The organism is Maridesulfovibrio bastinii DSM 16055, assembly GCF_000429985.1.
Classification (GTDB): Bacteria; Desulfobacterota; Desulfovibrionia; order Desulfovibrionales; family Desulfovibrionaceae; genus Maridesulfovibrio; species Maridesulfovibrio bastinii.
Map to the genome: position 1 here is coordinate 84398 of NZ_AUCX01000010.1, position 14520 is coordinate 98917.

The 14520-nt window shown below is 45.2% G+C and carries 13 protein-coding genes; 9 read left to right on the plus strand and 4 right to left on the minus strand.

Translation table 11 applies throughout. From position 1 onward, the window contains the following. Window positions 1-40 precede the first annotated feature (40 nt). From G496_RS0105950 to arcC, 6 genes are all read left to right on the plus strand, one after another. Complete coding sequence (locus G496_RS0105950; protein ID WP_027178475.1) at window positions 41-1132, plus strand: sodium:solute symporter family transporter; 1092 nt, start codon at window positions 41-43, stop codon at window positions 1130-1132. 21 nt (window positions 1133-1153) lie between these two features. Then, window positions 1154-1537 carry an SLC5/6 family protein gene (locus tag G496_RS0105955; RefSeq protein WP_027178476.1) on the plus strand — a complete coding sequence of 128 codons (384 nt, stop codon included), beginning with the start codon at window positions 1154-1156 and terminating at the stop codon, window positions 1535-1537. A gap of 111 nt (window positions 1538-1648) precedes the next feature. Continuing rightward, window positions 1649-2698, plus strand: coding sequence for an ornithine carbamoyltransferase (gene argF, locus G496_RS0105960; RefSeq protein WP_027178477.1), 1050 nt, complete (start codon window positions 1649-1651; stop codon window positions 2696-2698). Between the two features lie 13 nt (window positions 2699-2711). Beyond that, window positions 2712-3812, plus strand: a complete 1101-nt coding sequence (aguA, locus tag G496_RS0105965) for an agmatine deiminase (RefSeq protein WP_034632548.1) — start codon at window positions 2712-2714, stop codon at window positions 3810-3812. Window positions 3813-3940: 128 nt separating this feature from the next. After that, window positions 3941-5317: an APC family permease gene (locus tag G496_RS0105970; RefSeq protein WP_027178479.1), complete on the plus strand. Its 1377-nt coding sequence runs from the start codon at window positions 3941-3943 to the stop codon at window positions 5315-5317. A gap of 76 nt (window positions 5318-5393) precedes the next feature. After that, window positions 5394-6350, plus strand: a complete 957-nt coding sequence (arcC, locus tag G496_RS0105975) for a carbamate kinase (RefSeq protein ID WP_034632550.1) — start codon at window positions 5394-5396, stop codon at window positions 6348-6350. Between the two features lie 236 nt (window positions 6351-6586). Here arcC and G496_RS0105985 read toward each other — a convergent pair whose 3' ends face one another. Further along, window positions 6587-6871 (minus strand): hypothetical protein, encoded by a 285-nt coding sequence (locus tag G496_RS0105985; RefSeq protein ID WP_051294862.1) that lies wholly within the window; start codon window positions 6869-6871, stop codon window positions 6587-6589. A 220-nt stretch (window positions 6872-7091) separates the two neighbouring features. Continuing rightward, a complete protein-coding gene (locus G496_RS18990; protein ID WP_034632553.1) occupies window positions 7092-7991 on the minus strand; it encodes an AraC family transcriptional regulator in 900 nt (299 codons plus the stop codon). A 287-nt stretch (window positions 7992-8278) separates the two neighbouring features. Here G496_RS18990 and G496_RS0105995 point away from each other — a divergent pair, with 287 nt between their 5' ends. Further along, complete coding sequence (locus G496_RS0105995) at window positions 8279-9433, plus strand: iron-containing alcohol dehydrogenase (protein ID WP_027178482.1); 1155 nt, start codon at window positions 8279-8281, stop codon at window positions 9431-9433. 164 nt (window positions 9434-9597) lie between these two features. Here G496_RS0105995 and G496_RS0106000 read toward each other — a convergent pair whose 3' ends face one another. Beyond that, window positions 9598-10593 (minus strand): alpha/beta hydrolase, encoded by a 996-nt coding sequence (locus G496_RS0106000; RefSeq protein ID WP_425411665.1) that lies wholly within the window; start codon window positions 10591-10593, stop codon window positions 9598-9600. Between the two features lie 73 nt (window positions 10594-10666). After that, complete coding sequence (locus G496_RS0106005) at window positions 10667-11260, minus strand: DapH/DapD/GlmU-related protein (protein ID WP_027178484.1); 594 nt, start codon at window positions 11258-11260, stop codon at window positions 10667-10669. Window positions 11261-11484: 224 nt separating this feature from the next. Here G496_RS0106005 and G496_RS0106010 point away from each other — a divergent pair, with 224 nt between their 5' ends. After that, window positions 11485-12360: a LysR family transcriptional regulator gene (locus G496_RS0106010; protein ID WP_027178485.1), complete on the plus strand. Its 876-nt coding sequence runs from the start codon at window positions 11485-11487 to the stop codon at window positions 12358-12360. A gap of 144 nt (window positions 12361-12504) precedes the next feature. After that, complete coding sequence (locus G496_RS0106015) at window positions 12505-14397, plus strand: sigma-54-dependent Fis family transcriptional regulator (protein ID WP_027178486.1); 1893 nt, start codon at window positions 12505-12507, stop codon at window positions 14395-14397. The last annotated feature ends 123 nt before the right edge of the window (window positions 14398-14520 follow it).

A 14520-nucleotide genomic window follows, 5' to 3' on the forward strand; every position in this document is an offset into this window, starting at 1 on the left:
CAAAACAGCTTACTGCAACCTTCATGGCAGGCGTATACTGATGCAACCCGACAATTTTATTCCACTTCTCATTATCGCAATATTCTTACTTGGAGTAATTGCAATTGGAAAACTCGCTTCCAGACGGATCGAGAACTCAGATGATTATCTGATTGCCGGTGCAGGGGCTCCTTTATGGCTGATTGTCGGCACTCTTTTCGCAACATTCTGGGGTGGAGGAGTAATTATCGGTGCAACAGGGGCATCATATAAATCAGGGATATTCGGGGTTGTTGAAGACCCCTTTGCCGCGGGGCTTTCACTTTTTCTTGTGGGCATCTTTTTCGTAAAGCTGCTTCGTGGCCTGAAAATTAAATCTGTCGGGGAATTATACAACCGCAGGTTCGGTAAAAATACCGGTTACCTGGCTTCAGCTTTCATGATTCCCACCTATGTCATCTGGACAGCTGTTCAGCTCCTCGCGATAGGTAAAATCCTGAATGTAATGTTCGGTCTGAACTTCAACTTCGCATTCATAAGTGCAACCATGATAGTTGTCCTGTTTACCTATATGGGAGGTCTGGTTGCCGTTGTATGGACCGATGCAATCCAGATGATCATAATTTTCATAGGTCTTGCCGCCATTCTGTATGTTGGAATAAACGCCGCAGGAGGCATTCATTCAGTTTTAAACGCCGCACCGGAAAATTACTGGAACATACTCCCGAGAGACAACAAGATTACAAGCTGGATAAGCTATCTGGCCATGTGGGTAGGTATGTCTCTGGGAAATATACCCAGTCCCGATATTGCCCAGAGGGCTTTCATGGCAAAGGATTCCAAAACCGCGCACCGGGGAATGATAATTGCGGGCGGACTATACTGGACTGTCGGTTTCATACCCATACTTCTGGCTCTAACAGGTATAGCTCTAGTTTCCAAAAATGTGCTGGACCCCACCCTGTTTTCCGGCGACAGCGAACTGCTTATACCTTATATGGCGAAAACCCTGCTCGGCCCTGTTGGTATGGGCATTTTCATAGCTTCACTGATTGCAGCAGTTCTTTCCAGTGCCAGTTCTTCACTCTTTGCAACAGCCGTTCTTTTTTCAAACGATATCTACAAGCCGCTCAAAACAGGTGAGAAAGAATAGCTGGCTGATGACGATGAAAAAATGGTCCGGGCTACCAAATTCTTTGTAGTGCTTGTCGGCCTTCTGGCGATTGGTGTCGGCCTCTCAAGCAGCATGATTTATGATCTGACAATTTTTGCTTTCACTCTTCAGTTCGGGGTTCTTTTCTTCCCGTTTGTATTGGCCCTCAAGGCCGGCTGGGTAAACACATACGGAGTTGTCTCCGGTATGTTTGGTGGTATGGCCGTCAATCTTATCGGTTGTCTGACCCAGCACTCCATCCTTCCCGAACCATGGGAATTCTATACACTGGTGCCACCACTGGTGAACCTTACTTTGATCATTATTGTTTCCTTTCTTACAAGGAACCGCAGTAAAGCGGCTCCTCTTGAAAGGTTGTACATAGACAGCAGCCGCACCTGCTGACAGGTAGGCTGAGGCCGACGGCATTTACAGGACGGTGCACAGTCTGAACAATGCAGTCATGAATAGTAACTATTATTGCAATTGAACAAAGAAAAAAAGGAGTATTTTATTATGAAAATACCTTCTTCAAGTGCCACTGACTTAGAGAAAAAAGATCTGCGCCACATGGTCTCCATGAAAGACTTCACCACAGAAGAAATGGATAACATGATGGAGCTTATGAGCATGCTTAAAGAAGCACGCAAAGATAATGCAATTCCCCATCTGTTCAAAGATAAATCAGTAGCCATGATCTTTGAAGCAGGCTCAACCCGTACTAGAATATCATTTGAAGTAGCAGCAACTCTTCTTGGCGGACACGGCCTGTTCCTCTCGCCTAAAGACATCCATCTCGGCAGCGGCAAAGAATCCATTGACGATACCGCCAGAGTTCTTTCCCGCATGTGCGATATTGTAATGGCCCGCACCAATTCCCCGGACACAATTGACGCTCTGTGCAGAATGTCCACAGTTCCTGTAATAAACGGACTTGATACCCGCTTCCATCCGACTCAGATGCTCGCTGATCTGTTTACCATCAAAGAACATATTACCGATGGTCGTAAATTATCTGATCTGACACTGGCTTTCATGGGCGATGCCACTGATGTCTGCCGCTCACTGCTGCTCACCTGCACCAAATACGGCATGAACTTCAAACAGATTGGCCCCAAAAAATATCAGATGCAGCAGGAATGGCTCGATATGGCTGACGAATTCTGCAAAGAATCCGGAGCTTCCTACGAAATTACAGATGATGTTGAAAAAATAAGTGAATGCGATGTTGTCTATGGAGACAGCTTTTACTGGGTAACCCAGCTGGACGAAAAGAAAGAAAGGCTTGCCGCTTTCATGCCTGACTACGTTATAACCGAAGAACTGATGAGCAAAGCCAAACCGGGAGCTCTGCTGCTGCACTGCCTGCCGGCAAACGACAAGGAAGAAGTAACCCGCGAAGCACTGGAAGGCCCCCAGTCTGTAGCATTCGATGAAGCTGAAAACCGTTTGACAGCTCAAATGGCTATTCTTGTCTACTTCACTCACAAATTCAGCAAAGAACCCACTGAGGAAGTAAAAAAAGAGCACGAAACAAAGATCAAAGATTTTCTTAAAAATATCTAACCGGAGATGTTATATGTCTAAGAAAATTAAAAGCACACCGAAATCTGACGGCTATCGCATGCCCGGAGAATTCGAACCGCATGCCGGCTGCTGGATGATCTGGCCTGAACGCACTGACAACTGGCGCAATGGAGCAAAGCCGGCCCAGAAAGCCTTTGTTGACGTTGCTGAAGCTATTGCCGAGTTTGAACCGGTAACCATGTGCGTGTCTGAACGCCAGTACATGGCTGCTAAAGAGGTTTTAAGCTCCAAGGTCAGGGTCGTTGAAATGTCTTCTGATGATTCGTGGATGCGTGATGTCGGCCCTACTTTTGTAGTGAACGATAAAGGTGACGTTCGCGGCATAGACTGGCGTTTCAATGCCTGGGGCGGACTGGTGGACGGTCTTTATTTCCCTTGGGACAAAGATGACAAGATTGCGGTTAAAGTCTGCGAAATGGAAAACAAGGATTACTACAGTCTTGAATCATTCACTCTCGAAGGCGGCTCAATTCATACCGACGGTGACGGAACAGCAATTGTAACCGAAGCCTGCCTGCTGCATGAAAGCCGCAATCCTGATCTGACCAAAGGTGAAATAGAAAACACTCTCAAAGAATATCTCGGAGTGGAAAAAGTCCTCTGGCTTCCCAATGGTATTTATCAGGACGAGACCAATGAGCATGTGGATAACATTGTTCATTTCTGCGCTCCGGGAGTTCTGGTTCTGGCATGGACGGATGATGAGAATGATCCCCAGTACCCTTTGTCAAAAGCAGCTCTGGAGTATCTTGAAGGCGAAACAGATGCCAAAGGCCGCAAGCTTGAAATCCATAAACTCCATATTCCTGATGAAGTTCTGATTACAGAGGAAGAAAGCAAGGGAGTCGATTCTGTGGACGGAACTCTTCCGCGTGTTGAGGGAGACCGTCAGGCAGCTTCTTACGCCAACTTCTACATTGCAAACGAAGCGGTGATAATCCCCTTCTTCAATGATGAAGTTCACGACAAGGCCGCTGTGGAAACACTGCAAAAAGTTTTTCCTGACAGAAAAATAATCGGCATCTACGCCCGGGAAATTATCCTTGGCGGGGGTAATATTCACTGCATTACACAGCAGCAGCCTCTCGGCTAGAGAAAGTCGTCACCGGCTCCGTTGTGATGAACGGAGCCGGCGACATAGCCAAGACCAGACTACAGTGACAACGATCCGGGCAAGGATATCGCACATAAGCACTGTTGTCTGGCAAGGGATATTAAGAAATGGAAGAAAAAAAAGTTAGCCTCTTTAAAATGGTATCCTTTACCGTATGCGGTATTGTGGTGCTGGATACTTTTGTTACTCCGGCAGTAATGGGCGTTTCATCAATTACCGTCTGGCTGCTGACAGCTGTTTTATTTTTCGTCCCCTACGGACTTATCAACGCAGAGCTTGGAGCAGCCTATCCCGAAGACGGCGGAATCTATCTCTGGGTAAAACGCGCCTTCGGAGAATTTCAGGCAACCCTTGTTGCATGGTATTACTGGGTAAACGTAGCCTTCTGGATGCCGGCGGTTTTCATCGCCTTCACCACATGGTTTTCGCTTGCCTTTGCACCGAATCTCGGCACATGGCCTTCAGCGGCAATCACAACAGCCATGTGCTGGGTTATTGTTTACATTGGCATCCGCGGAGCCGACCTGAGCGTGACCATGACAAATATAGCCGCTGTTATCAAGGTCGCCGTACTCATCGTCTTCGGTGTACTCGGTGTTATTTACGCCTCGACCAAAGGTGTTGCGAATGATTTTTCACTGTCGTCTTTCGCCATCAGCTTCAATTATGACACCGTGGCCTACAGTTCCGCAATCGTCTACAACCTGCTGGGATTCGAGCTTATCAGTTCCATTGCTTCGCAGATAAAAGAACCCGGAAAAAACATACCCAAGATGACTATCCTCGCAGGTATTTTAATTGCCGGGCTGTACATTGTGGGAACATTCGGAGTTCTGGTTGCTATTCCCGCTGATAAACTCAACCCTCTGGACGGATTCTTCTACGCCATCAAAGAACTTTGCAGCGTATTCGGATCAGGACAGGAAGTTGCCTTCAGTATTGTTATCGCAGCAACTCTGCTTACTCTTGTTTCCAATATGATCTCATGGACTCTCGGCGGAGTTGAAGTTCTCGATGAAGCTGAATTTACTAAATATACCAAGATACTCGGACACAGACATCCTAAATATGACACCCCGGACTACTCGTATGTTCTTATGGGTGTGATATCCACTGTGCTCATTGTCCTTAACTTCTCTCTCGGTGAAAGTGCCAATGACGCATTCTGGACTATCCTTTCGTTCAGTTTCCTTGTCTTCTTCCTGCCTTACCTGTGGTTGTTCCCTGCTGCGGTAAAACTCAGAATATCAGATCCTGACACCCCCCGTCCTTATAAAGTTCCGGGCGGTAGATTGGGACTGTATATCGCCGCCTTCATGGGCTTTGCATTCATTGCAATGTGCTGCCTGCTGCTGTTCTTCACTGGTAAAGGATTCGATCCGCTTTACCACGGCACACTTGTCATAGGAACAGGGCTTACAACACTCTTCGGTATTCACCTCTACCGTCTGACCAAAAAGCAAGGCAACAAAATTCAATCGTAATTGCAGACAGCTGCAACATTACTTTCTTTTCAGGTCCGGTTTTTCCGGGCCTGAAAAGAAAATAACAGGTATTTATATGAACAAAAAAACTCAGGAACCCAGAATAGTTATTGCTTTGGGAGGAAATGCGTTAGGCAAAACACCTGAAGAGCAGAAGGAAAAACTGAGATTCTCATCCAAAGCTCTGGTGGAACTTATCACTCAGGGTAATGAAATAATTGTCAGCCATGGCAACGGTCCTCAGGTTGGAATGATCAATCTGGCTTTTGAAGATGCTTCAAAGAGCAACGAAAAAGTTGTTCCGCTGGAAATGCCGGAATGCACGGCCATGAGTCAGGGATACATAGGATTCCACTTGCAAAATGCCATCCACAAAGAATTACGGGACCAGAACATGCCCTGGAATGCGGCGTCCATAATTACGCAGGTAGTTGTAGATGAGAATGATCCTGCTTTTAAAAATCCATCAAAACCAATCGGCGGATTTTATACCAAAGAAGAAGCCACTGAAATGATGGCGGCAGATCCTTTGCTGACAATGGTTGAAGATTCAGGACGTGGTTACAGAAGAACGGTCGCTTCTCCTAAACCTGTCGACATTCTCGAAAGGGAATCCATAGTCAATATGCTCGACAACGAATTCATTGTAATCGCATGCGGTGGCGGCGGAATTCCGGTTATTAAAGGAGAGCATAATGAATACAAAGGGGTTTCAGCAGTTATAGATAAAGACTTCGCCTCCGCCAAACTGGCTGAAGTGGTAAAAGCGGACTACCTATTTATTCTCACTGCGGTTGACCGCATCGCAATAAACTTCGGAACCCCAGAGCAGAAAAATCTGGATAAGATGTCTGTGGAAGAAGCTGAACAATATATAAAAGAGGGCCATTTCGCTCCCGGATCAATGCTGCCTAAAGTTCAGGCCGCACTGGAATTTGTTAAGAGCGGCGAAGGACGCAAAGCGGTCATCGCCTCGCTGGACAAAGCCCCGGAAGCAATGACCGGTGAAAGCGGAACCCTGATATATCAATAAAACAGGCATACACCCCTCCATCGGCACATGATTATCCCCATTCGGATATGATTGTGCCGAATAAAATTTTACCTTCATCTAAACCTCCGGGGAACTTTTTATAAGTACGCGGGGATGGGCCCCCTTCCATTCCCGCCCCCGAAAAAATGCAGACGCTGCAATTGTTTACAAAAATTTCGGGAAATCCAAAATAAAAGCTCCTCCAGCATAAAGCGGAAGGAGCATGTAAAATATCCTTAATAATTACTGCCTTCAGGCGGAGGAGTTCCCCGTCTTTCTTTCATATCATCAGGTCTCATAACCAGTCTGCCGTTATCATCTTCACATACACCGGACATGGTATCGCCGCGCAGAGTTTTAAGCTGCACTTTATCCCCGGCATTTTTTCCCTCACAAACTGTATAAGCTTCCGGAGGAGGACCGTTAAATTCCGGCCTTCCATGATCATGGGCTGACCCGGCGCATGCCGAGCCTGAAAGCAGCAGTAGAAAACCTGCCACCAGAGCAAATGATTTTTTCATAGCATCTCCTTGATAGAGTTTATTACTCCAATTAGAGAAGCTGATTCGAAATCGTCAAATTAAGAAAACTAAAACTTTCTCTGCTATTATATAACTCTTTTTTAAATTAGATACGCAAGTTGGGATATCTGCCAAGCGCAGGCTAAAACAGCTTTAGATATCAGCATGTTAAAAGATAAAAATAGAATATCACTTTCTTTGCAATCACAGTCCCGACAGTTTACGCAGAGTTTTCCGCTTTATAATATTTCTCGATGTCGCGTCCCGGAGAGATACCGAACATCCGCGAATACTCCCGGCTGAATTGTGAAGGACTTTCGTAACCGACAAAATATGCGGCTTCTGCTGCACTTTTGCTTTCAGCCATCATAAGCCTTCTGGCTTCAATCAGCCGAAGCTGTTTTTGAAACTGGATGGGGGTCAATGTTGTGATTTTTTTAAACCACTGGTGCAGTCCTGAAACGCTCATCTCCGCAATTTCAGCCAGATCACCTATTCGTATAGAATCCCTGAAATTCTGGTTAATATGTGAAATAACCATACCTATTCTCTGCAAACTGCCCTCATGCATAGCCAGATGCGCTATGTGCCTGCCATGCTCGGATTTCAAAAGGCGGTAGCAGATTTCACGGATATAAAGAGGAGCCAGAAAGCCCGAGTCTTCGGGAGAGTCTAAAAGCTTGGCCAGCCTTACCAGCGGGTCGGCCAGAGCATCATCCATGGTTGCGACAAAAAGAGATTTGGCCTCCAGCTTTGAACCGGACTGGGGAACATGCCCCCCGAGGAAAATTTCTCCGGCCATCGTCAGGTCAATATCCATCTGTAAGCAGAGGTAAGGATTCTCAGGCGAAGCCTTCTTGACCATTCCGATAATAGGCATGGTCACGGGGATGGTCATATAATCACCGGTTCCGCAGGGATAAACCTCCTGCCCGTATGTAATGGCTTTTGCTCCCTGCACCACCAGGCAGATACACGGATTATAGACTTCCGGCAGATGCTCGTCCGGATTGTCTATCCTGATACAGCTGAGTCCTTTGATGGCCGTATGGTTTAAATTCTTCTCAGGGCTGTGTCTGGCCACAATATCAGCAAGAACACAAAGTGTTGAACCATCCATATTTACCCCTCTGCTGGAATGCTCAAAAATACAAAATTAATGCTAAGTTTATATTATCAGGCAATACGCTTGTAATATTGTGTATTCAAATATTCCTCAAAATCGTTAGTGTCAATCCCGAACTCGGACAGTGTTTATGGATATTCACTGTGTCACTAAAGAGTAAATAGGACAGATTAATTTCTCAACCAAATGTTAAAACAAACTGCACTTTGTGGAGACTCTGACAAGAGCAGTACATAATTTGTATTTTCTGACAATAACCACTTCGACAAAGGAGTCCAAAAATGGCAAGTTTCATTGTACCTAGAAAAACTCATTTCGGCCCCGGAGCAATCTCCGAACTGGCTAACCTTACCGGTAAAAAAGCAACTGTTGTTATTGGTTGCGGTTCAATAAAAAAGAATGGCGGACTTGATCGCATCATGGGCCACCTTGAAGCTGCAGGATTTGAAACCCAGCTTATTGAAGGTGTTGAAAGCGACCCCACTATCCAGACCGCACAGGCCGGAGCCAAGCAGATGCTGGAATTCGGACCGGACCTTATTGTAGGTATCGGCGGCGGTTCCCCCATTGATGCAGCAAAAGCAATGTGGCTCTTTTATGAATATCCTGATTTCACTTTTGAACAGGCTGCTGTTCCGTTTTCTCTGCCGGAACTCAGAAAAAAAGCTCACTTTGTTGCAATCTCCACAACAAGCGGAACCGGCACCGAGGTTACTTCATTCTCTGTTATTTCCGATCGCGAAAGCGGAATCAAGTACCCCATTGCCGACTACAACCTTACCCCGGACGTAGCGATTGTTGATACAGACCTGAGCGCAAGCCTCACCCCTCAGCTTGTAGCCCATACCGGTATGGATGCTATGACTCACGCTATTGAAGCTTACGTTTCAAATGTTGCCAACGAATTCACCGATGCGCTGGCAATAAAAGCGATTGAAATGATCGACAAGTATCTGCGTTCCTCCTATGCAGGAGAAAAAGAGGCTGGCTGCAAAATGCACATTGCCCAGAATCTTGCTGGTATGTCTTTCTCCAATGCTATTCTGGGAATTGTCCACAGCATGGCCCACAAAAGCGGACGTATCCTGAGTGTTCCTCACGGATGTGCCAACGCAATCTATCTGCCGCATGTAATAAGCTACAACGCACCGGAAGCAGCAGACAGATTTGCTGAAATTGCCGATCGTCTCGGCCTTGCCGGAACAACTGCCGAAGAAAAAACTTCTGCTCTGGTTGCATATATCGAAGAGCTCAACAAAAGCCTCGACATCCCCGCAACACTGAAAGAATTCGGAGTAGCAGAATCACTGTTCACTGAAAATCTGGACAGAATGACAGAGGGAGCAGTTCAGGACCCTTGCACCGGAACCAACCCCCGCACAATTGATAATGCTGAAATGCGCAAACTGTTTGAAGTTGCCTACTACGGCAAATAAGAACTGATCTGCACATAAAAGTCGGCACACTTCAGTTGCAGCACTTTGGCTGCTAAAAGGCCCCCTCTTTCCGTCTTAGCGGAAAGAGGGGGCTTCATTTATCTACGCTCTCAGGTTTCGGGATTATCCAGAACCGAACCGGAGAATGATATTACAGGAATTATTTATTTCAAAGCTTTGGTAAAAAAGCTTGTCAGCTTATCCCACGGAATAAGCTCGGTCCTGTCATACAAATCCACATGTCCTGCGCCGGGGACAATATAAAGTTCCTTGGGTTCCGCAGCACGCTTATAAGCATCCTGACTGAACTCAATTGAATGAGCTTTGTCTCCAGTAATGAAGAGCATCGGACGCGGTGAAATGGTTTCAATGTCATTAAAAGGATAGAAGTTCATAAACTTAACATTGCTTGAAAGGGTCGGATGAGTTGTAAGCTCAGGCGAAGATCCTTCCGGGGTGACTTCACCCCTCGGGGTCCGGTAAAAGTCATAAAACTCACGCTGGATGGGATGGGTCTCCGCAGTCAGTTCATGAACGGTTCCACTGGTGTATTCAGTTTTACCACCTTCAAATTCAACATAACGCTGTTGCGCAGCTTCAGCGATAATCTTTTTTCTCTGCTCAAGCGAGAGTGATTTATTCAGGGCATGACGGTTTGCGTCACCCATATTATACATACTTACGGTTGCAATTGCTTTCATGCGGGGATCAATTTTAGCCGCACTTATAACAAAGCATCCGCTACCGCATATTCCCAGAACACCGATACGCTCTCTATCTACAAAAGAACGTGTTCCAAGGTAATCAACTGCCGCGCTGAAATCTTCGGAATAGACATCAGGCAGAACAGCATTGCGGGGCTGGCCTTCGCTTTCACCCCAGAATGATAAATCAATGGACATGGTCACGAATCCACGTTCAGCCATTTTCTGAGCGTAGAGATTCGCACTCTGTTCCTTTACAGCTCCCATGGGATGTCCGACAATAATTGCAGGATATTTTTCGGACTTATCCATTTTTTTCGGAGTATAGAGGTTGCCGACAACCTTCATCTTGTACTGGTTGTTGAAGGATACTTTTTTTACATTCAGCTGATCACTTTTGTAAAAATTATCCGCACCATGCGATAAATCCTGCGCCATCGCCGGAGTGCAGACCATAGACGCTAATCCGGCCAGCATGAACACACTTAATTTTTTAAAAACATTCATCTAAGATCTCCTTTTTTATAATTTATTCAGCCAAACTGTCCCGTTCAGCTTCATCTATAGTTTTAATGAACCTTGCAGGAACTCCGCCGACGATTGTTCCCGGCTCCACATCCTTGGAAACAACGGCTCCCGCCGCCACAATAGCGTTATCCCCGATAGTGACTCCCGGCAGGATCACAGCTCTGGAGCCGATCCATACGTTTTTGCCGATAACTATTGGGGAAGGATAATTCCAACTTCTTTTTTCAGGAGCAAAGCCATGATTGATTGTTGCCAGAACAACGCTATGCCCTATCAAAGCTCCATCTTTTATGGTTACTCCGCCCTGATCCTGAAAGTTGCAGCAGGCATTTATAAATACATTTTTGCCTATAGTTATATTTTTGCCGAAATCAGTATAAAACGGAGGGAACAAGGTAAAACTCTTATCAACCTCTTTTCCGGTAAGCTCTGACATGAGCTTATTAATTTCCTCAGGAGTATGGTAAGATCCATTTATTTCAGCGGTTATACGCATTGCTTCATTGCTGGAATGCAACAACAGTTCATGCAGTTCAGAACCCCCTTTAACCGGTTCGCCTGAATTAAAAAGTTCAATAAGTCCTTCAAGATCCATTAAATTTTCCTTAATCATACTAAAAATTATCAGACATAAATTTTTTTAAACAACCGGCACATCGGCTTGTTTTAAAACTGATTCAACCGTGTCAGCCGTATAAAAAATCTCCACAATCCCCTTATAGGAACTGGAAATCGCTATGTAAAAGACCTATATTTAATAGGTTGCTATGCAAAAAATGCATAACATATTTTTTAACTTTTTAAGTCAGGATCTTAACTATGAAACTTAACGTGCTGGAATCATTTTTAGCCATTTCAAGGTCCCGCAGTATATCCGGTGCAGCTGAACTGCTGCATATATCCCAACCGGCACTTTCGCGTCAGATAAAAGAACTTGAAGAGGAACTGGGAACAAAACTTTTTAAAAGAGGCAGCCGGGAAATGACTCTGACTGCCGAAGGAACCCTGTTTCGCAAACGGGCCAGACAGATTCTTGATCTGGTAAAAAAAACAAGTGAAGAACTGTCGCAATCAGAAAAAAACATCAGCGGAACAATTTATATAGCCGGAGGAGAAACCCACTCTTTCAGGACCGTTGCACGGACCATCAAAAATATAGCTGCCGAATACCCTGACATACATTTCAACCTGTTCAGTGGAAATGCAGATGATGTAACAGAGCAGCTGGACCGGGAGGGAGCTGATTTCGGGCTGGTTATTGAACCGGCAGATGTCTCCAGATACGATTATATGCGCCTGCCTGCTGTTGATCGCTGGGGAGTACTGATGAGGAAAGACTGCTATCTGGCCACAAAGGAAGCCATATCCCCAAAAGAAATATGGGAACTACCGCTTATATACTCGCGACAGGCTGTACAGGGCGGACAACTTTCAAGCTGGCTTAAAAAAGATCCTGAAAAACTAAATATAGTTGCCACCTACAATCTGCTCTTTAACGCATCCCTGCTGGTAGAGGCGGGACTGGGATATGCTTTATGTCTGGATAAGATAATAAATACCGAATGCAACTCGGAGCTATGCTTCAGGCCCCTTAAACCGGAACTTAATTCACACGTTGATCTGATCTGGAAGAAGCATCAGGTATTTTCACCGGCCGCAGAGTTGTTTCTGGAAAGGATAAGAGAAGAAATATAAAAACTGCTATTATAGCAGAGTTCTTTATCCACTCAAAAAACGGCAGGATATATGCATAATTTTATGCTAACTTTGAACAATCTCAGCTACGAATATTTAAAGCTCACAAAACTCAGCACCATAAAATAAAAAAACGGATTAAAGATGAAAGATATACTGGTCATAGCACCTCTTAAGGAAGTCTACGACAAAACGGTCGAAATAATTGAAGAACATAAATATGATAATGTAGCCGTTGAGCTGGGGACAATGCAGCAGGGGTTGAAAAAAGCCATAGAAGGCGAAAAGCTTGGAGCTTCAGTAATTGTTTCCCGAGGCTGGACTTATAAAAAAATTGAAAACGAGCTGGAAATTCCGTCAATTGAAATTCCGGTAAGTGCCTATGATATTGTTGAGACTCTGACCCCCATACTTGAACAGATCAATCATCAGCAAACAATAGGGGTCATCGGACATGACAACGTTATCTACGGTTTTGATATTTTAAGAAATCTTCTGCCCATGAAAATCGTTAAAATTGAGCTTGAAAGGGAAGAAGATATCGCCTCGGCCATAAAACGATATAAAAACAGCGGTATTTCAACTTTTATCGGTGATTCCAACGTCAAAGCCATATCAGAAGCTCTGGGACATACCGGCATAGCCATCTCATCACAGAAAGAATCAATCCTGCGCAGCATTCAGGAAGCGGTTAAGCTGCACAACTCAATAAGAAACAGACAGCAGAGGGCGCAGCTTATTTTAACGGTTACCGACTATGTTCACGAAGGGATCATTGCCATAGATGAAACTGAAAAAGTTTCAATCTTCAATCATACGGCCGAAGATATCTTTGGTATCCGCAAAGATCAGGCCATAGGTCACCTGCTCAAAGAGGCCGCCCCGAGATGCCAGCTTCCTCTCGCTCTTGAAGAATCTGAACCGAGTATAGGTGAGGTCCTCGACATAGGCGGGAAAAAACTTGTGGTAAACAGGGCTCCGGTGCTCATAAATGATGAAGTGGTAGGAGCGGTTGCAACTTTTCAAAATGTTGCCGAAGTTCAGAATGTTGAGCAGAAAATAAGGCGTGAACTTGCTGAGCACGGATTTTCCGCCAAATACACCTTCAATGACATAATCCAGAAGTCTCCGCTCATGGAAGCCTGCATCGCGAAAGCAGAAGAATATGCTCTTTATGACACTCCAATGCTTATTACCGGTGAATCAGGAGTAGGCAAAGAGCTGTTCTGCCAGAGCCTTCACAATGCCAGCCCACGCAGAAACGGTCCGTTCGTCGCCATCAACTGCGCAGCTATCCCACCATCGCTCATGGAAGCGGAACTCTTCGGCCATGAAAGCGGAGCCTTCACCGGAGCAAAAAGCAAAGGGCGTGCTGGAATATTTGAACTTGCCCACAAAGGAACCGTCTTTCTGGATGAGATAGGTGAAATCCCGCTTGAATTCCAAGGCAGACTCTTAAGAGTTCTGCAGGAGCATCAGATAATGCGTATCGGCGGGGATAAAATAATTCCTGTTGATGTGCGCATACTCTGCGCCACCAACAGGCCCCTCGCAAAGATGGTCGAAGAGGATAAATTCAGGAGAGATCTGCTTTTCAGAATCAATGTTCTAACCCTTAACATTCCCTCACTGCGCAGACTGGGACCTGAAACGATTATGCTCCTTGCCGAACATTTTCTTGCTAAATATGCCAGAAAATATTCCAAAAAAATTCCTGAAATAACCCCGGAGATAAAAAAAATACTCATTTCAAAACCATACCGGGGCAATGTCCGGGAGATAGAAGGCCTTATGGAACGCAGTGTTATTTTAGGTAATATTTTCTGGGCAATAGATGAAGAACCTGAGACCGAAAAGCACAGTGGAGAAATTCCAGATGTGACCTCTCTGCCTGATCTGCGGAGCATGGAGGAGGCTTATATCAGAAAAGTTTTCAATCAGACCGGAGAAAATGTTCAGGAAACCTGCTCTATTTTAAAGATCAGCCGCTCAACTCTGTGGAGGCGTTTGAAAGAGACTTCCCGGTTTCAAAATTAAACATTTGTCTTAAATTGAAACAGATTCCTGTTTTATTTTGAAACACAAGTTTAAATAGACGCTCTAAACAGCCATAAAAAGGGCTTTATACTTTCGGCACGCTTTTTGTTTACGGACCTCAAA